Below are 18,727 nucleotides of genomic sequence, written 5' to 3' on the forward strand. Positions count from 1 at the left end.
GAAGTGTCAGACTCAGAACACTAGAACTCCAAGGCTAACCACTCTCTGCGCAAGGAGCCGCCCATGACCGATGCCCCACTTGATGCCGGACACGACGCCCCCGACTTCACCCTGCCCCGCGACGGCGGCGGCACGGTCACCCTGTCTGCCCTGCGCCCGGGCATGGTGGTGCTGTATTTCTACCCCAAGGACGACACCCCCGGCTGCACCACCGAGGCGCTGGATTTCACCGCCAGCGCGCCCGCCTTCGCCGCGCTGGGCGCCACCGTGATCGGCGTATCGAAAGACAGCATCAAGGCGCATGACAAGTTCGTGAAGAAGCACGCACTCGGCATCGCGCTGGTGTCGGACGAGGCGGGAACGGTGTGCGAGGATTACGGCACCTGGGTCGAGAAAAGCATGTATGGCAAGACCTATATGGGCATCGAGCGCAGCACGGTGCTGATCGACGGCACGGGCAAGGTGGCGCGGGTCTGGCGCAAGGTCACGGTCAAGGGCCACGTCGAAGAGGTGCTGGCGGCGGTATCGGCCCTGTCCCCGGCCTGACGCCGGACCCTGGTGCTGCCGGGCCGGGTTCCGATTGTTCACCCCCCGGCGCAGCCGGGACAGAAGGCCCGGCGGGGGGGGGCACAACCAAAGGTAGATCGGCAGTTTTACGCCGATTTTGCCCGCAAACGGCACGGCCCGGGACACGACCGGTCAAATTTGTTGCGATGCGTTCCCCCGCTGGCTAATCAGGCGGAGGGGACGGGCCCGGGGCATCCAGCTGACCCGGCCGAAGTTCCTGCCCGGAAATAACGGACGGAACCCGCCAGTGATCAATCGCCTCGCCTACAGGATAAACACCGTTCTGGAACGCCGGTTCCCTGAACAGCGGCTGTTCCTGAAATCCGATGCCACCACCCGCTTCATCCGTCTGCGCCCCGCCACCCAGGTGATCGCCCTTGCAGGCAGCACCTGCATCGTCGCCTGGACCATCCTCGCCACCGCGATCCTGCTGATGGACAGCATCGGCGCCGGTTCCGCCCGCGACCAGACGCAGCGCCAGCAGGCGCTGTACGAATCCCGGCTTTCGGCACTGTCGTCAGACCGCGACCACCGGGCCGAGGAGGCACTGCGCGCGCAGGAACGGTTCAACCTCGCGCTGGCCGAGGTCAGCGCCATGCAGTCCCGGCTGCTGGAATCGGAAGACCAGCGCAAGGAACTGGAAACCGGGATCGACGTGATCCAGAACACCCTGCGCCGCACCATCCGCGAACGCGACGCAGCGCGCGAGGATGCCGACCGGCTGACCCTGGCGCTGAACCCCGAGGGCGGCAACGGCCGCAGCAGCGACGGGCGCGCCCATGATGCCGAGGCGACGATCCGCATCCTGACCGGGGCACTGGGCACCACCGCCCGCCAGCGCGACACCATGGCCGAGGCCGCGCAGCTGGCACGCGACGATACCGCCCGGGTGCTGCTGGAAAAGCGGGTGATCGAGCAGCGAAACGACGCCATCTTCAGCCGGCTGGAAGAAGCGGTGGCGGTCTCGATGGAGCCGCTGGACAAGATGTTCCGCGATGCGGGCATGTCGTCGGATGCGCTGCTGGAACAGGTGCGCAAGGGCTATTCCGGCCAGGGCGGCCCGCTGATGCCGCTGTCGCTGTCGACCAGCGGCGTGCCTGCGATCGGCGGTCGCGACGAGGCCCGCGCCAAGGAAATCCTGACCGGACTCGACCGGATGAACCTCTATCGCATGGCGGCCGAAAAGGCACCCTTTGCGATTCCGATCAAGGCGGCGTTCCGCTTCACCTCGCCCTTCGGCTATCGCAACGACCCCAAGGGGGCGGGCACCCGGATGCACACCGGCACCGATTTCGCCGGCCCCTACGGCACGCCGATCTTCACCACCGGCGACGGGGTGGTGACCCAGGCCGGCTGGGAGAACGGCTACGGCCGGATGATCACCGTCAAGCATGCCTTCGGAATCGAGACCCGCTACGCCCATCTGTCGCAAATCCGCGTCGACGTGGGACAAAGGGTATCGCGCGGCGACCGGATCGGTGATATGGGCAATTCAGGCCGGTCTACTGGCACTCATCTTCACTACGAGGTCCGGATCGGCGGCACGCCTGTGAACCCGATGACCTTCATCAAGGCAGCGAGAGATGTTTTCTAAAAGCAGAATCAACGAACCCGGCCCCAAAGGCCCGGAAAACGACAAGCCGAAAGCGCCAGACATGACCGCGAGCAAGCCCTCGATGGAATATACCCCCACGCCGTCCAAGGCCAAGCCGTCGGCATCGGTGCTGTCATCGGACCTGACGGTGGTCGGCAACATGCGGACCACCGGCGACATCCAGGTGGAAGGCACCGTCGAAGGCGACATCCGCGCCCATCTGCTGACCGTGGGCGAAAGCGCCACGATCCGCGGCGAGATCGTGGCGGATGACATCGTGGTCAACGGCCGGGTGATCGGGCGGGTGCGCGGGCTCAAGGTGCGGCTGACCTCGACCGCCCGGGTCGAAGGCGACATCATCCACAAGACCATCGCGATCGAATCCGGCGCGCATTTCGAAGGCTCGGTGCAGCGTCAGGACGACCCGCTGTCGTCGGGCAAGTCGCTGCCGCCGCCGGCCGCGATGCCCAAGGTTCCCGACGCGATCTGACCCGCGCAAGGCCACCTTTCCAGGGGCGCCCGGCATGGCCCGGTGCCCCTTTTCCTTGCGGTTTCTTCTTGGCAAAAATACCCATCCGCCCGCGGGGCCGGGCCCCCGCTCAGGTCAGCGCGCGCCGGTAGATGTGCCAGGTTGCGTGCCCCAGCAGCGGCAACACCACGAACAGCCCCAGAAACCACGGCACCATCCCCGCAAACAGCAGCACCGCCACCAGCAGGCCCCAGCCGGGCAGCACCACCGGGTTGGCCCGCACCGTGGCGACCGAGGTGATCATCGCGGTGACGAAGTCGATCTCGCGGTCAAGCAGCAAGGGCAGGCTGACCACGGTCAGCGCGAACAGAAGCGCCGCGATCACCGCCCCCACGGCGGTGCCGACCGCCAGCATCGTCAGCCCGGTCGGGGTCAGGAACACCGCCAGCGACGAGGTGACATTGGTCATCACCGCCATGCCCATGAACAGCGCGAAGATCATGTGGGCGAGGAAGTTCCAGAACAGGAAGAACACCACGATCACCGCCGCGATCGACGGAATCTGGCGGTCCTTCTGGCGGAAGATCACCCCCAGCACGCCGCGCCAGTCCAGCGCCTGCCCCGCTTCGATGCGGCGACTGACCTCGTAAATGCGGATTTCGCGGAGAATGGGCGCTGATTTCGCGCGATCGTGGGCACGCGTTTCGCGCCATTCTGGGCAGTCATTTCACGGGATCGTGGGCAGGCTGGCCGACGCTTTCATGGAGTCAGGCTTGAACGATTTGGTCAAGCTTTTTTGTGACGGCGGAGCGCCTGCGCAGGCTTTCACCTGAGAGGGTGAGGCGGTGTGCGTTGTGAACGAGGCGGTCGAGGATGGCATCTGCGAGCGTTGGGTCGCCGATGGCTTCGTGCCACTGGTCAACGGGGAGTTGGCTTGTGACGATGGTGGAAGCGCGGCCGTGGCGGTCTTCGAGGATTTCCAGCAGGTCACGGCGCTCCGGGGCGGTGAGGACGGCGAGGCCCCAATCGTCAATGATCAGCACATCCATGCGGGCGATGGTTTTGAGGATGCGTTCATGGCGGCCATCGCCACGGGCCAGAGCAAGGGCCTCGAACATGCGCGGCGCACGTTGATAGAGGACGGGCCGCCCATCCCGGCACGCCTTGTGGCCAAGGGCGCAGGCGATCCAGCTTTTGCCCAAACCGGTCGGCCCGGTTATCAGCAGGTTCTCGTGCCGGGCGATCCAGCCGCCATCGGCAAGATGCGCCATGACACTGCGGTCAAGACCACGTGGGCTGCGCAGGTCCAGATCCTCGACGCTGGCATCTTGGCGCAGAGCCGCAAACTTGAGCCGGGAGGCCAGTTTCTTGGTGTCGCGCTCTGCAGCCTCGCGGTCGACCAGCAGGCCGAGACGCTCTTCGAACGAGAGGGCGTCGAAGGCGGTTGACCTGCGTTGTTCTTCGAGCGCCGATGCAATGCCGGTCAGGCCGAGCGCCAACAGTCGGTCGTGGGTGGGATGGGTCAGCATTTTAGTCCTTTCTCAATGGTAATAGCTGCCGCCACGAATGTTGGCGTGCTGGAGGGGGGCGACCTCTTCGGAGCCTTCCAGGAAGGCGCGATCGAGGCCGGTCTTGAGGATCGAACGAATGGAGGTGACGGTGCGGGCCCGGATGGTCACACCCCGCTGGCAGGCCGCATCAACGCGCTCCGGCCCATAGGTTTTGACCAAGGCCAGCACACCCAGGCAGGTGCGGAACCCCTGTTCAGGATGGGGGCGGTCAGCCATCACCATCTCGCAAAAGGCGGCGACGGCGGGGCCGGTCTTGGTTGCCTGCGCCAGCATTCTGGCCGGGGTCCATTCGGCAAAGCGACGATGGGCCGATGGCATATGGTCGGCCACGGTGACATGGCTGCGCCGCCCCGGGGTGCGCACGTGGCTCGCAACCCTCTGACCACGATGGAATATCTCGACCGTCTGGCCGCTTGTGCGAACATCGACCTCTTGTTTGATCAGCGCGAAGGGCACGGAATACCATGAGCTGTCGACCTCAACGTGATAGTCGGGTGCCACGCGGGCGCGCTTCCAGCGGGCGAAGACATAAGGTTCGGGCGGTAGGGGCTGAAGATTGGGCCGATCCAAAGTGGCAAACAGATCGGCGCGGCTGGCGCCATAGCCGCGCATCACGCGCATGTTCAACTCGTCCAGCAGCCGCCGGATCGCCACGTTCAACTCGGCCAATGAGAAGAACCGGTGGTTCCGCAGCCGCGCCAGAATCCAGCGTTGTGCCACTTGGACAGCCACTTCCACCTTCGCCTTGTCCCGGGGTTTGCGCGGCCGGGCGGGCAGAACGGCGGTGCCATAATGCGCCGCCATCTCGGCATAGGTCCGGTTCAGCCCCGGATCAAACCGGTCTGCCTTGATCACGGCGGACTTCAGATTGTCCGGAACCACCGCCTTTGGCACGCCGCCCAGAAAGGCGAACATCCGGATATGCGCGAGGATCCAATCTTCCAACCCCTCCGATGCCACCGCCTCGGCATAGGTGTGATTCGATGCCCCCATTGCCGCCACGAACAGCTTCATGGCCCGCGCTTCGCCGGTCGTGGGGTCGATCACGTCGATGGTGTCGCCGGCAAAGTCGACGAACACCTTCTCGCCGCCCACATGTGTCTGGCGCATCGTCGGGCGCACCCGACCCTTCCAAGCCTCGTAATGCGTGCAAAACCAAGTATAGGCAAAACCCCCGGGGTGCGCGGCACGGTATTCTTCCCAGAGCAGCATCCGCGTCACCCCAGGGCGGCGCAACTCGCGGTCAATCTCCGCCCAGTCGGGCACAAGCCGCTCCGCGTCCGGCACCGTGGGCGGGGCTGGAAACAAAAGAAGTTCAAGGCTGTCGTCATCGATCCCCTCCGGCAAGGGCCACGTGAGCCCGGCATGACGCGCCCGTTGGGTGTAGCTTCCGACGCTCCCCTTGCTCAGACCGAGGGAAGCGGCAATGGACCGCTCGCTCAGGCCTTGCCCAAGCTTCAATCGCAAAACATCTCGTATCCGGCGCATGTTCAATCGTCCTGTCGGCATCAAGCCACCCCTTCATTCCTGAAGGCGCAACTATCCTCAATTTGCCGACCAGACCTGCCCGCGATCCCGCGAAATCAGTGCCCAGCTTCACGCGAAATGACTGCCCATGATCCCGTGAAATCGATGCCCACCATCAAGCGAAACACGCATCGTAAAGCCCGCAGGCGATGAACGGCCCGAGGATCGGGAAGCCGGCGGCGGCAGGCAGGCTCCACCACAGCTGGCCGCCGACCGTCACGGCATGGACGATCAGCCAGCCGCCCGCCACATAGACCGCGCTGAAGAACAGCCCGTAAAGCGGCGCGTGCCGGAAATCGGCCCAGGCGGCGCCGACTGCGCCCGCCAGATCGTCCCATGTCAAGGTGTTGATGACAGGCACCGCCGAGGGCGGCCCGGTGGTGGTTTCGTCCATTGCGCATCCTCCCGTTGCCGGATCAGGCTACGGGGTGGCGACGGTCTGGGCAAGCGGCGTGATCAGCCTTCGGCGTTGGCCTCGGCGCGGCTTTTCCCGGCCACGTCCATCGCCAGCGTTGCCGCCATGAACTTGTCGAGATCGCCGTTCAGCACGCCGTCGGTGTCTGAAGTTTCGACCCCGGTGCGCAGGTCCTTGACCATCTGGTAGGGTTGCAGGACGTAGGACCGGATCTGGTTGCCCCAGCCGGCATCGCCCTTGCTTTCGTGCTGGGCGTTGATCGCGGCGCTGCGCCTGTCGAGTTCAAGCTGGTAAAGCCGCGCGCGCAGCGCCGCCATGCAGTTGGCGCGGTTCTGGTGCTGCGACTTTTCCGAGCTGGTGACGACGATGTTGGTCGGCAGGTGGGTGATCCGCACCGCCGAGTCGGTGGTGTTGACGTGCTGGCCCCCCGCCCCGGACGAGCGGTAGGTGTCGATCCGGATGTCGCGGTCGGGGATGTCGATCTCGATGTTGTCGTCAATTGCGGGGTAAACCCAGACGGAACTGAACGAGGTGTGCCGCCGCGCCGCGGAGTCGTAGGGCGAGATGCGGACAAGCCGGTGCACGCCGCTTTCAGATTTCAGCCAGCCATAGGCGTTGGGGCCGCTGATCTTGTAGGATGCCGACTTGATGCCCGCCTCCTCGCCGTCGCTCATCGACTGCAATTCGACCTTGTAGCCCTTCCGTTCCGCCCAGCGGACATACATCCGCGCCAGCATCGAGGCCCAGTCGCAGGATTCGGTGCCGCCGGCGCCCGCGTTGACCTCAAGGAAAGTGTCGTTGCCGTCAGCCTCGCCATCCAGCAGCGCCTCAAGCTCCTTGGCGCGGGAGGTTTCGACCAGCGCCTTCAGTGCGGCCTCGGCCTCGGCCACGATCTCGGCGTCGCCCTCGGCCTCGCCCATCCCGATCAGCTCGACATTGTCGCTGAGGCCGGAGTCGATCATCCGGTAGGTCGAAAGCTCGTCCATCAGCGACTGGCGTTCGCGCATCAGTTTCTGCGCGCGGGCCGGGTCGGACCACAGGTTGCCATCCTCGATCAGCGCGTTGAACTCCTCCAGCCGGTGCGGAGCGGTCTCGAGATCCATCCGCTGCGCCAGAAGCGCAAGGGATTTGCGGATCGCCTCCACATGATACTGGGTTTCGGTGCGCATCGTCTGGCCTCCGTGACGGGAAAAGACGCCGTCTGGCGACGGCGTCTTGATATACGCACCCTGCCCCCGCGCCGCAAGCGGCACCGGGCTGTCAGAACAGGAAGTTGTCGGCCGAAAGCTGGGCAATCGTCACGCCCTGAAGTGCGATCGAACTGTCTTCGGCGGCCAGCGAGACAACGGTGTTGCCGCCGAGGTGGCCCTCGGTCGCCCCGGGCCGTTCGTCGATGCGGAAGATGTTGCCGCCCTTTCCGACGATCCCGATCCGGCTGGCGCCCTATAGCCCAGGCTGAGGCGGGTCGCTGACCGAGGAAAACGGGCCCCATGCGTTCAAACAGGTGGGGGAATCGGCAAAGCCTGTCCGGTTCCTTTCGGAATCGCACCGGATTTTGCCATTTCAGGTTGAAAGCGCCGCGCCGGATGCCCGCTTAATACAGGCCGCCGGAACTGAGCGTGCCGAAGTCGGCCTTTTTCGGAATCACCTTGGTCTTGCCGCTGGCGGTGGTGACGGTGGCGGCGCCTTCGCCGCCTTCGCCGCTTTCGCCGCTTTCGCCATAGGCGAACAGCGGCAGGTTGGCCCCCATGGCAAAGCCGCCGTCCACCACCATGCCGGCCAGACCGATGAACGGGTCTTCGCCCTCGCGGAAGTATTCTGCCACCACGTTCTCGCCGCTGGCGCCTTCGCCCAGGCGCGCGCCGGAGAAGCGGTCGATGTTCACGAAGAATCCGCCCGGCGGCACCTTGAAGCGCGTGCCGCCGTATTTCTGGATCGCCACCTTCATGAAATCCTCGAACACCGGGCCGCAGAAACCGCCGCCCGAGGCGGTGCCCATGCTGCGCGGCTGGTCGTAGCCGATATAGCAGCCCGCCACGATGTTGGAGGAATAACCGATGAACCACACGTCCTTGGCGTCGTTGGTGGTGCCGGTCTTGCCCGCGATGGGAACGGGCAGGTTGATGCCCTTTCCGGTGCCGCGCTGCACCACGCCCTCCATCATCGAGGTCAGCTGATAGGCGGTGATCGCATCCATCACCCGCTCGCGGTTCGACACGATCTGCGGGGTGGTGCCGGGGGTCAGGCTTGCCAGACCGCAGTCTTCGCACTTGCGCTGGTCATGGCGATAGACGGTCTTGCCGAAACGGTCCTGCACGCGGTCAACCAGCGTCGGTTCGACCCGCTCGCCGCCGTTGGCGAACATCGCATAGGCTGCGACCATCTTGAATAGCGTGGTTTCCTCGGACCCCAGCGCGTTGGCGAGGAACGCGCCCATCCGGTCATAGACCCCGAAGCGTTCGGCATAGGCGGCCACGGTATCCATGCCGATTTCCTGCGCGATCCGCACCGTCATCAGGTTGCGCGACTGCTCGATCCCGGTGCGCAGGGGGGCCGGGCCGTAGAACTTGTTCGAGGCGTTCTTCGGCGTCCAAAGGCCCTGCGGCGTCATCACCTCGATCGGGGCGTCGATCACGATGGTGGCGGGGGAAAAGCCGCTGTCCAGCGCCGCGGCATAGACGAAGGGCTTGAACGACGACCCCGGCTGGCGCGTCGCCTGCGTGGCGCGGTTGAAGACCGAATCCTCGTAGGAATAGCCGCCCTGCATCGCCAGAACCCGGCCCGAGTTCACGTCCATCGCCATGAAGCCGCCCTGAACCTCGGGCACCTGGCGCAGCGACCAGCGCTTGAAGCTGCCGTCCTCGTTGGTGACGGCGCGCACCAGCACGGCGTCGCCAACCGACACCAGATCGCCGGCCTTCCTGGCCTTCGGCCCCAGCCGCCCGTCAGCCTGGCGCTTGCGCGCCCAGCTCACGTCTTCGGCCGGGATGAAATGGCCGTCCTCGTCCTCGGCCTCGCCTTCGATGCCGATCCGGGCCGCAGTCTCGCCCACTTCAAGCACCACCGCCGGATGCCAGCCCGCCACGTCGCGCGGCAGCTTCAGGTCGGCAAGGGCGGCGCGCCAGTCGGCTTCGGAGGTCAGCCTGTCGGGGGCGATCACCTGCCTTGTGCCGCGCCAGATGCCCTGGCCGCGATCGAACTTTTCCAGCCCGGTGCGCAGGGCCTTCGCGGCCTCGGCCTGAAGGTCGGGATCGACGGTGGCGCGGATCGTCAGGCCGCCGCCGAAGAATTCGGCCTCGCCGAAGGTGCCCGACAGCTGGCGGCGGATCTCGTCGGTGAAATAGTCGCGTGGCGGCAGGGCATCGCGGAAGGCCGGGTAATCGCCGTTCTGCACCGAACGCAGCGGCTCTTCCTTCGCGGCGAGATACGTCGCCTCGTCGATATAGCCGTTCTGCCACATCTCGCGCAGCACGTAGTTGCGCCGTTCGGTGACGCGGGCCTTGGCGCGGACCGGGTGATACTGGCTGGGCGCCTGGGGCATAGCGGCCAGCATCGCGGCCTCGGCGGGCGACAGGTCGGCCAGATTCTTGTTGAAATAGGTCTGCGCCGCCGCCGCCACTCCGTAGGAGTTCTGACCGAGGAATATCTCGTTCAGGTAAAGTTCAAGGATCTTCGGCTTGCTCAGCGTTTCCTCGATGCGGGTGGCAAGGATGATCTCCTTGATCTTGCGCTCGCCGGTGCGGTCGCCCGACAGAAGGAAGTTCTTCATCACCTGCTGGGTGATGGTGGACGCGCCGCGCACGGTCTGCCCGCGCGAGCGGATGGCCTCGATCGCGGCGGCGGCGATGCCGCGCGCGTCATAGCCGTGGTGGGTGTAGAAGTTCTTGTCCTCGGCGCTGATGAAGGCGTTCTTCACCAGATCTGGAATGTCCTCGATCGGGGCGAACAGCCGCCGTTCCTGCGCGAATTCGTCGATCATCCGGCCTTCGCCGTTGTAGATCCGGCTGATGGTCGGGGGGGTGTATTGCGCCAGGCTGTCGTGGCTCGGCAGGTCGCGCGAATACATCCAGAAGATCGCGCCGATGGTCAGCGCGCCGAACAGCAGGCCCAGCGTGATTGTGGTGAAGATGGCCCCGAAAAAGGACCCGACGAACCTGACCACTGCTGAACTCCCGCGCTGCTGACCCATTCTATATCGCCTGCCGCCCCGAAGGTCAAAAGGCCGCAAGCCGCGAAACGGCGCAAACCTGCCCAACGCACGGCAACTTGACCGCGCTCAGCGGCGCAGGGCCCGCAGCGCCGCATCCTCGGCCGCCCAGGCCTTGAGCCCGTCGCGCAGCGCCAGCGCCATCCGCGCCCGCCACGCCGGATCGGTCAGCCGCGCCAGATCGCGCGCCGACGACATGAACCCAAGTTCCAGCAGCACCGACGGGATGTCGGGCGATTTCAGCACCGAGAAGCCGGCCGACTGGCGCGGGTGGCGGTGCATCTTCACCGCCGATGCCTTCATCGCCGCCTCCAGCGCGATGGTCAGGCGTTCGGTGCGGGGCGCGGTTTCGGTGCGCGCCATGTCCATCAGGATGCCCGCCACCAGATCGTCCTGCCCGGTCAGGTCGACCCCGGCCAGCAGGTCGTCGCGGTCGTGGCGTTCGGCAAGGGTCGCCGCCGCCTCGTCGCTGGCCTCGTCGGACAGGGTGTAAAGCGTGGCGCCCACCGCCTCGCCTTCCGCCAGCGCATCGGCGTGCAGCGACAGGAACAGCCCCGCCCCCGCCGCCCGGGCGACCGAGATGCGGGTTTCCAGCGGCACGAAGATGTCCTCCTCGCGGGTCATCACCACGTGAAAGCCGCCATCGCGCAGCAGCAGTTCCTTGAACTCGCGCGCGAAGGTCAGCACCAGGTCGGCTTCCTTCAGCCCGTCGCGTTCCGCGCCCGGGTCGATGCCGCCATGGCCGGGGTCGAGCACCACCACCAGCGGCCCGTCGCCCGGCGCCTGCCGCTGCTGCGTCACGGCGGGTTCGGGCAGCGCCCAGCCTGCGGGCTCCGGCTCGGCGGCCTTCGCCGCGAAAGCGGCCGGGTCGGCCGGGTCGAGCCGCAGCGTGACACGGGTTGCCCCGTTCGTGGTCATGCTTGCCGCGCCGACCAGATAGGGGCCGTCAAGCTCCAGCACCAGCCGCGACCAGCCCGGCCGGAACGCCCCGGCGCGCAGGTCAAGCACCCGGTCGCTGTTGCGCGCAAGGTCCGGCAGGCCCGCCCAGTCGACCTCGCGGAAATCCAGCACCAGACGCGGCGGGCTGTCGAGCAGCCGCACCCGCCACGGCACCGGCTGGCTGAGCGCCAGATCCAGCGCGATGCCCCGCCTGCTGTCCTCCAGCCGCGATGCCGCCGCGTCGAACCGCGCCAGCGCCGAAAGCTCCTGCGCCGCGGCGCCGCCCAGCATCAGCCACAGCGCCAGCACGCCCCCGATTATCCGCCCCATCCTGCCCCGCCTTTTCATCTTGGCGCAAATATCCCCGCCGGAGGCATCAAAGTAAACGCCCCCCGGGGCGTTTGCCCTGCCGCGGCCGCCGATTCCCGGCATCACATTGCAGGGATCGGCCGCGGCCCGCCTTGCCACCCGCCGCCGCCGCCCCCTAAGCTGCCACCAACGCCCTACCCCGGCCGATCTGCGCTTGACCGACAGCCCGAACCCCGGCACAGACACGGGAAACCGGCACCGGCCCATCTGGCCGCCCTTGCAACGGAGCATGACCCCCATGACGCTATTCCCCCCGGTGCGCTGCCTGCCCGGCCTTGCCGCCGCCCTGATGCTGTCGGGTGCCGCCATGGCGCAGGACGCGGGCTCCATGACCGAGGCCGAACGCACCGCCTTCCGGGCCGAGGTGCGCGCCTATCTGATGGAAAACCCCGAGGTGCTGATGGAAGCCATCGCCGTGCTGGAACAGCGCCAGCAGGAAGATGCGGTCGCCAATGATCTGGCCCTGCTGGAAACCAATGCCGACGAGATTCTCAACGATCCGAACAGCTGGGTCGGCGGCAATCTCGACGGCGACATCACGCTGGTCGAATTCGTCGACTACCGCTGCGGCTATTGCCGCAAGGCGCATGACGAGGTTGCCGAACTGGTGAAATCGGATGGCAACATCCGCTTCGTGCTGAAGGAATACCCGATCCTGGGCGAACAGTCGGTGCTGTCGTCGCGCTTTGCCATCGCGGTGCGGCAACTGGCGGGCGACGACGCCTACGCCCGCGCCCATCAGGCGCTGATCACCTTTCGCGGCGACGTGAGCACCGAGGCGCTGGATCGGCTGGCGGGCGAACTGGGTCTGGACGGGAAGGCGATTCTGGCGCGGATGGATTCGCCCGAAGTCACCGCGGTGCTCGACGCCAACCAGAGCCTCGGCGGGCGGCTGGAGATCAACGGGACGCCGACCTTCATCATCGACCGGACCATGGTGCGCGGTTATGTGCCGCTGGACGGGATGCGCTCGATCGTCGAAGGCCAGCGCAAGGGCTGAGGTGCGGCGCCGGGGCGGCTTGCCGCCCCGGTTGCCGTCACGTTGGCCTGCGCATCACGACGCCGCAATGCTTTGCGCCGCCGCCACGGCCGCAAGCTCAGCGGCCTTCTTCTCGACCTGTTCCACGATGTGGTCGATCATCTGGTCGTTGCCAAGCTTGTGCACCTGCTTGCCCGCCAGATAGACCATGCCCGACCCGTTGCCGCCGCCGGTGAACCCGATGTCGGTCATCAGCGCCTCGCCCGGCCCGTTGACCACGCAGCCGATGATCGACAGGCTCATCGAGGTGGTGACATGGGCCAGCCGGTCCTCCAGCGCCGCGACGGTCTTGATCACGTCGAACCCCTGCCGCGCGCAGGACGGGCACGAGATGATGGTGACGCCGCGATGGCGCAGGCCCAGCGATTTCAGGATCTCGAAGCCGACCTTGACCTCCTGCACCGGGTCGGCCGACAGCGAGACCCGGATGGTGTCGCCGATGCCGTTCCACAACAGGTTGCCCAGCCCGATCGCCGATTTCACCGTGCCGGACTGCAAGCCCCCGGCTTCGGTGATGCCAAGGTGGATCGGCGCGTCGGTCGCGTCGGCCAGCTGGTTGTAGGCTGCGGCGGCCATGAACACGTCGGACGCCTTGACCGAGATCTTGAACTCGTGAAAATCGTTGTCCTGCAGGATCTTGATGTGGTCCATGCCGGATTCGACCATCGCATCCGGGCAGGGCTCGCCATACTTGTCGAGCAGGTGCTTTTCCAGCGACCCGGCGTTGACGCCGATGCGGATCGAACAGCCGTGATCCTTGGCGGCCTTGATCACCTCGCGCACCCGGCGGGCATCGCCGATGTTGCCGGGGTTGATGCGCAGGCAGGCGGCGCCGGCCTCGGCGGCCTCGATGGCGCGCTTGTAGTGGAAATGGATGTCGGCCACGATCGGCACCGGGCTTTCGGCCACGATCAGCTTCAGCGCGCGGGTGCTGTCTTCATCGGGGGTCGAGATCCGCACGATGTCGGCCCCGGCGGCGGCACAGCGTTGCACCTGTTCCAGCGTGGCCGCGACATCCGAGGTGATGGTGTTGGTCATGGTCTGCACCGAGATCGGCGCATCGCCCCCCACGGCAACGCGGCCCACCATGATCTGGCGCGACTTGCGGCGATAGATGTTGCGCCACGGGCGCACGTCATTCAGCGACATTTCAGATCCTCAAAGCCCGGATGGCACGCGCGCAACATAGCGCCGCCGCCGCCAAAGGGCAACGCGACGCTTAGTCAGCGACGGCCGGAACCGCAATGTCGGCCTGCGCCACGGCAACAAGGCGGGCCAGATCGGCGTCGCGGTCAAGGTTGGCGACGGCGTATTTCGCGGTCAGCGCCTCGGGCGACAGGGCGACGTTCTTGACCACCTGCGCACCGGGGGCGGCCGGGCCGTAGGTCTGGCCGTTCACCGCGAAGTAGATCGAGCCGGAATTGCCCGAGCGCAGCACCGCCGCCTCTTCCATCTGCGGCACGGCGTAGCGTTCGCCCGCGTCGAGGATCTTCTCGAACAGCACGGTGCCATCGGCCGAGGACACCCGCACCCAGGACGGGCGCACGGCCAGGATATGCACGCCAGGGGCGACAGTGGCCACCACCTGCGGCGGGGTGGCATCCGGGGCGGCTTCGGTGGCGACCAGCGTCTGGGCCGCCGCGACCAGCGTGCCGCTGCTGCGCGGATTGATCGCGGCAATCGGGCCGTCGCGCGACACCATCACCGGCACGTCCAGCGCGTGCGGACGATACAGCCTGTCCATCAGTTCCGACCCGTCGGCGGTGGCTACCGGTGCTGCCGGGTCGCTGCCCGGCGCCGCGGGGGCCGAGCGCACCAGCGGCGCCTGACCGCGTACATTGCCCAGCGGGTCGATCTCGGCCACGACGCGCGGCGCCTGATCGACCGGCGAGACCTGCACGCGCTGCACCTGCTGCAGCACCGACCAGCCGCCGTAGCCGATCGCCCCGATCAGTGCCAGCAGCACCACCAGCGAACCAACCGCCCCCGGTTCAACCCGGGCAAACAGGCTTTCGCCGCGCGGCACAAAGCTCGCGTTGGGGTCGGCCAGCGGGTCGCGGTATTCGGCGGCAGAGCGGGTGCGGACCGCGGCGATGCGCGCGGGCGAGGCCGCAGCCGACATGCCATGCGCCACGGCGAAATTGGCTTCGGCGCAGAAGCGGGTGAAGGCCCAGTCAGGCTCCATCCCCAGATAGCGTGCATAGGACCGGACATAGCCCGCGACGAAGCCCTGTGTTTCGAATGCGGACACGTCGCAGTTCTCGATCGCGGCGATGTAGGTCGCCTTGATCTTCAGTTCGCGCTGCACATCCAGCAGGGATTTGCCGAGCGTCGCACGCTCGCCGCGCATCACGTCGCCGAGGCGAAGCTCGAAGTCGTCAAAGCCTTTCGGCTTGTCGACGACTGGCGTCGAAGGTTTTTTCCTCCGTCCGATCATTCACCCTGCCCCGTGCTGCCCCTCAGGCCCGAGTCGGTTCCGCGCCGACTCATTGGCCTTCTATTGCGGTCAAAGCTAGCACAGGGCAAGGCGTTGTGCATCCGCAGAAGCGGTCAGGCAGACGCCTCGGCGCGATTCAGCGCACAGTGACCCCAAAGAACGTCCATGGCCTTTACGAGGTGGTCGATCTGCTTCGAATCATGCACCGGCGAGGGCGTGAACCGCAGCCGTTCGGTGCCGCGCGGCACGGTGGGGAAGTTGATCGGCTGGGCATAGATGCCGAACATGTCGAGCAGCATGTCGGACACCATCTTGCAATGGATGGGGTCTCCGACATGCACGGGCACAATATGCGACCCGTGGTCGATGATCGGGACCCCCAGCCCCTTGAGCCGCATCTTGAGCACGCGGGCGTTCAACTGCTGGGCATCGCGCAGGGACTGGTCGGTCTTCAGGTGCCGGACCGAGGCCGCCGCACCGGCCGCGATTGCGGGGGGCAGCGAGGTGGTGAAGATGAAGCCGGGGGCATAGCTGCGCACCGCGTCGCACATCTTCGCAGATGCAGCAATATAGCCGCCGAACACGCCATAGGCCTTGCCCAGCGTGCCGTTGATGATGTCGATCCGGTCCATCAGCCCGTCACGCTCGGCCACGCCGCCGCCGCGCGGGCCATACATGCCGACGGCATGGACCTCGTCGATGTAGGTCAGCGCGCCGAACTCGTCGGCAAGGTCGCAGACCTCCTCGATCGGGCCGAAATCGCCGTCCATCGAATAGATCGACTCGAAGGCGATCAGGATCGGACGGCCCTTCTCGATGCCTTCCAGGATGCGGCGCAGGTCGGCCATGTCATTGTGCTTGAAGATGTGCCGCTCGTTCCCGCCGCGCCGGATGCCCTGGATCATCGAGGCGTGGTTCAGCTGGTCGGAAATGGTCACGAGGCCGGGAAACAGCGCAGGCAGCGTGGACAGCGTGGCGTCATTGGCGATGTAGGCCGAGCTGAAGACCAGCGCCGCTTCCTTGTGGTGCAGGTCGGCCAGTTCGGCCTCAAGCCGCTTGTGATAGACCGTGGTGCCGGAAATGTTGCGGGTGCCGCCCGACCCGGCCCCGGTGGCGTCCAGCGCCTCGTGCATCGCGGCCAGCACCGCCGGATGCTGCCCCATGCCGAGATAGTCGTTGCCGCACCAGACCGTTATGTCCGCCTCCGTTCCGTCGGGCTTGCGCCAGACGGCCGACGGAAAGGCACCCTTGCGCCGCTCGATGTCGATGAAGGTGCGGTAGCGCCCTTCCTCGTGCAACCGGTTCAGCGCGGTGTCGAGTGCCGTAGCGTATTCCATGTCTGTCTCCTTGGCTGCAGGCCCCGAATTGGCCTTGCTTTTGATCAACCCTAGCGGGGACCGTTCGCGTGCTGCCTTGATATCAATCAAATGCCATATCCGACACGGGGCATTTTGCCGCCCTGCGGCGCAGCATCAATTGACAATGGCCAGCGCGCAGTCGTCGGCCTTGGCACCCTTGGCGGCACAGGCGGCCAGCGCCGCCGCAGGCGCATCGGGGCCCGACGCGATGCCCCAGAGCCCGGTCGACAGCGAGACCGCCATCGCCCGCGGCCCCGACCCCTTGTAGGCCTTGCGGAACCCCTCGGTCGCATCGGACGAAAGTTGCAGCGGGCGCGCGACCCAGCCTGCCGGGCGGATCAGCGCCACCACGACGCAGCGCGCCGCGCCCTTGCGCTTGGCATCGCAACCCGCCAGCGCAGCCGCGGATGCGGCCTCGGTGCTGTGGTGGTTGGCGGCGGCCACAGTGGCGTCGAACATCAGCCCGTCCTCGGGCGACACCGCGATGGCGCCGTAATAGGGCTGCTGCGCGCCGACCACGGCCAGGATCTTCGCGTCGGCCTCGGTCAGGAACGGCTGGGCGATCATCCGCACTTCCGCCCCCTTGGCCTCGAACAGCATCGCCTGCGCGCCCTTGCCGTCGATCGGCCCCGCGCTGGCCGCACCCGCCGCCAGCAGCACCAGTCCGCACACACCTGAAACCCGCATCATGCTCTCCTGTCCGCTACCCGGGGCCTATTTACCCTGACCGGTCGGCACTGGACAGGGGGGCTGTGGCTGATACGCTCCGCGCCGGATCACAAAAAGGAGAATGACATGTCGCTGGATGCCGTGCTGGCCCGCATCGACGAAACCCTGCCGGAGGCCTCCGTGCGCCTGCTCGACCTGCTGCGCATCCCGTCGATCTCCACCGATCCGGCGTTCAAGGCCGACTGCGACCGCGCGGCGGACTGGCTGGTGGCCGATCTCGCGACGCTGGGGTTCAGCGCCGCCAAGCGCCCGACGCCGGGCCACCCGATGGTGGTGGCGCAGGCCGGCGACGGGGCGGCGGCGGGCCCGCACCTGCTGTTCTACGGCCATTACGACGTGCAGCCGGTCGATCCGCTGGCGTTGTGGACCCGCGACCCGTTCGACCCGGTGGTGGAGGACACGCCGAAAGGCCCCGTGATCCGGGCGCGCGGCGCCTCCGACGACAAGGGCCAGCTGATGACGTTTCTCGAAGCCTGCCGGGCCTGGAAGGCGGTGCACGGCACCCTGCCCGGCCGCCTCACGATCTTTCTGGAAGGCGAGGAGGAATCGGGGTCGCCCTCGCTGATCCCCTTCATGCAGGAAAACGCGGCGGAACTGACCGCCGACATCGCGCTGATCTGCGACACCGGCCTCTTCGAATCGACCTCCCCCGCCATCGTCACCATGCTGCGCGGCCTGCTGGGCGAGGAGATCACCGTCCACGGGCCGAACAAGGATCTGCATTCCGGCATGTACGGCGGTGCGGCGATCAACCCGATCCGGGTGCTGGCGCGCATCATCGCCGGGCTGCACGACGCCACCGGGCGCATCACCGTGCCGGGCTTCTACGACGGCGTGACCGAACTACCCGACGAAATCCGCGCGCAATGGCAGAACCTGTCGTTCGACCACGCGAAATTCCTCGGCGATGTCGGCCTGTCGGTGCCCGCAGGCGAGGCTGACCGCACGCCGCTGGAAATGATCTGGTCGCGCCCGACCTGCGAGGTCAACGGCATCTGGGGTGGATACACCGGCGACGGCTTCAAGACCGTGCTGCCGTCGCAGGCCCATGCCAAGATCAGCTTCCGGCTGGTCGGCGGCCAGAATCCCGACACGATCCGCGAGGCGTTCCGCGATTTCGTCCGCGCCCAACTGCCCGCCGACTGCACGGTCGATTTCCACGGCCACGGCAACAGCCCGGCCGGGCAGATGTCGATCGACCACCCGGCGTTCGAGGCGACCCGCCATGCGCTGTCGGAAGAATGGGGCCGCGCGGCCTCCTACGTCGGCTGCGGCGGCTCGATCCCGATTGCAGGGTATTTCAAGACCTACCTCGGAATGGACGCCATGCTGGTCGGCTTCGGCAAGGACGACGACCAGATCCATTCCCCGAATGAGAAATACGACATGGAAAGCTTCCACAAGGGCATCCGCTCCTGGGCACGCATTCTCGACCGGCTTGTGGGGTAACGGGGGCCTCCGGCGGGATGTTCGGGCAGGCGGCGTGCGTGCTGTGGTTTCTCGTTG

The 18,727-nt window shown here is 66.7% G+C and carries 15 protein-coding genes and 1 pseudogene; 5 read left to right on the forward strand and 11 right to left on the reverse strand.

The window, feature by feature from the left end:
- Nucleotides 1–63 precede the first annotated feature (63 nt).
- The 3 genes from RNZ50_12795 (at nt 64) to RNZ50_12805 (ending at nt 2,651) form a co-directional block, all read left to right on the forward strand.
- The gene (locus tag RNZ50_12795; GenBank protein MDT8855880.1) at nt 64–546 is read left to right on the forward strand and encodes a peroxiredoxin; all 483 of its coding nucleotides are present in this window, start codon (nt 64–66) and stop codon (nt 544–546) included.
- Between the two features lie 268 nt (nt 547–814).
- Nucleotides 815–2,161, forward strand: coding sequence for a DUF5930 domain-containing protein (locus RNZ50_12800; protein ID MDT8855881.1), 1,347 nt, complete (start codon nt 815–817; stop codon nt 2,159–2,161).
- Nucleotides 2,151–2,651: a polymer-forming cytoskeletal protein gene (locus RNZ50_12805; protein MDT8855882.1), complete on the forward strand. Its 501-nt coding sequence runs from the start codon at nt 2,151–2,153 to the stop codon at nt 2,649–2,651. The genes RNZ50_12800 and RNZ50_12805 overlap by 11 nt, the downstream gene beginning before the upstream one ends.
- 109 nt (nt 2,652–2,760) lie before the next feature.
- Here the strand turns inward: RNZ50_12805 and RNZ50_12810 are convergent.
- The 7 genes and pseudogenes from RNZ50_12810 to RNZ50_12840 all read right to left on the reverse strand — a co-directional run bounded on the left by RNZ50_12810 (nt 2,761) and on the right by RNZ50_12840 (nt 11,619).
- A pseudogene (locus RNZ50_12810) lies at nt 2,761–3,282 on the reverse strand (DUF2189 domain-containing protein).
- A 115-nt stretch (nt 3,283–3,397) separates the two neighbouring features.
- Nucleotides 3,398–4,159 carry an IS21-like element helper ATPase IstB gene (gene istB / locus RNZ50_12815; GenBank protein MDT8855883.1) on the reverse strand — a complete coding sequence of 254 codons (762 nt, stop codon included), beginning with the start codon at nt 4,157–4,159 and terminating at the stop codon, nt 3,398–3,400.
- A gap of 12 nt (nt 4,160–4,171) precedes the next feature.
- The gene (istA, locus tag RNZ50_12820; GenBank protein ID MDT8855884.1) at nt 4,172–5,710 is read right to left on the reverse strand and encodes an IS21 family transposase; all 1,539 of its coding nucleotides are present in this window, start codon (nt 5,708–5,710) and stop codon (nt 4,172–4,174) included.
- Between the two features lie 133 nt (nt 5,711–5,843).
- Nucleotides 5,844–6,122, reverse strand: coding sequence for a hypothetical protein (locus tag RNZ50_12825; protein MDT8855885.1), 279 nt, complete (start codon nt 6,120–6,122; stop codon nt 5,844–5,846).
- A gap of 62 nt (nt 6,123–6,184) precedes the next feature.
- Nucleotides 6,185–7,312, reverse strand: a complete 1,128-nt coding sequence (gene prfB / locus RNZ50_12830) for a peptide chain release factor 2 (protein MDT8855886.1) — start codon at nt 7,310–7,312, stop codon at nt 6,185–6,187.
- A 425-nt stretch (nt 7,313–7,737) separates the two neighbouring features.
- The gene (locus RNZ50_12835; GenBank protein ID MDT8855887.1) at nt 7,738–10,305 is read right to left on the reverse strand and encodes a PBP1A family penicillin-binding protein; all 2,568 of its coding nucleotides are present in this window, start codon (nt 10,303–10,305) and stop codon (nt 7,738–7,740) included.
- 114 nt (nt 10,306–10,419) lie between these two features.
- Entirely contained in the window at nt 10,420–11,619 is a 1,200-nt protein-coding gene (locus tag RNZ50_12840) for an N-acetylmuramoyl-L-alanine amidase (GenBank protein MDT8855888.1), read from the reverse strand.
- 277 nt (nt 11,620–11,896) lie between these two features.
- Between RNZ50_12840 and RNZ50_12845 the strand changes: the two genes are divergently transcribed.
- Nucleotides 11,897–12,658: a DsbA family protein gene (locus RNZ50_12845; GenBank protein MDT8855889.1), complete on the forward strand. Its 762-nt coding sequence runs from the start codon at nt 11,897–11,899 to the stop codon at nt 12,656–12,658.
- A 54-nt stretch (nt 12,659–12,712) separates the two neighbouring features.
- On the opposite strand, the gene ispG is transcribed toward RNZ50_12845, so the two are convergent.
- The 4 genes from ispG to RNZ50_12865 all read right to left on the reverse strand — a co-directional run bounded on the left by ispG (nt 12,713) and on the right by RNZ50_12865 (nt 17,179).
- Nucleotides 12,713–13,846 (reverse strand): flavodoxin-dependent (E)-4-hydroxy-3-methylbut-2-enyl-diphosphate synthase, encoded by a 1,134-nt coding sequence (gene ispG, locus RNZ50_12850; GenBank protein MDT8855890.1) that lies wholly within the window; start codon nt 13,844–13,846, stop codon nt 12,713–12,715.
- Nucleotides 13,847–13,916: 70 nt separating this feature from the next.
- Nucleotides 13,917–15,134 carry a DUF4115 domain-containing protein gene (locus tag RNZ50_12855; protein ID MDT8855891.1) on the reverse strand — a complete coding sequence of 406 codons (1,218 nt, stop codon included), beginning with the start codon at nt 15,132–15,134 and terminating at the stop codon, nt 13,917–13,919.
- Between the two features lie 113 nt (nt 15,135–15,247).
- Nucleotides 15,248–16,471 (reverse strand): 5-aminolevulinate synthase, encoded by a 1,224-nt coding sequence (gene hemA, locus RNZ50_12860; protein ID MDT8855892.1) that lies wholly within the window; start codon nt 16,469–16,471, stop codon nt 15,248–15,250.
- A gap of 135 nt (nt 16,472–16,606) precedes the next feature.
- A complete protein-coding gene (locus RNZ50_12865; GenBank protein MDT8855893.1) occupies nt 16,607–17,179 on the reverse strand; it encodes a 5-aminolevulic acid synthase in 573 nt (190 codons plus the stop codon).
- Between the two features lie 108 nt (nt 17,180–17,287).
- On the opposite strand from RNZ50_12865, the gene RNZ50_12870 reads away from it, so the two are divergent.
- Nucleotides 17,288–18,670: a M20/M25/M40 family metallo-hydrolase gene (locus RNZ50_12870; protein ID MDT8855894.1), complete on the forward strand. Its 1,383-nt coding sequence runs from the start codon at nt 17,288–17,290 to the stop codon at nt 18,668–18,670.
- The last annotated feature ends 57 nt before the right edge of the window (nt 18,671–18,727 follow it).

Source organism: Paracoccaceae bacterium Fryx2 (assembly GCA_032334235.1).
GTDB lineage: Bacteria > Pseudomonadota > Alphaproteobacteria > Rhodobacterales > Rhodobacteraceae > JAVSGI01.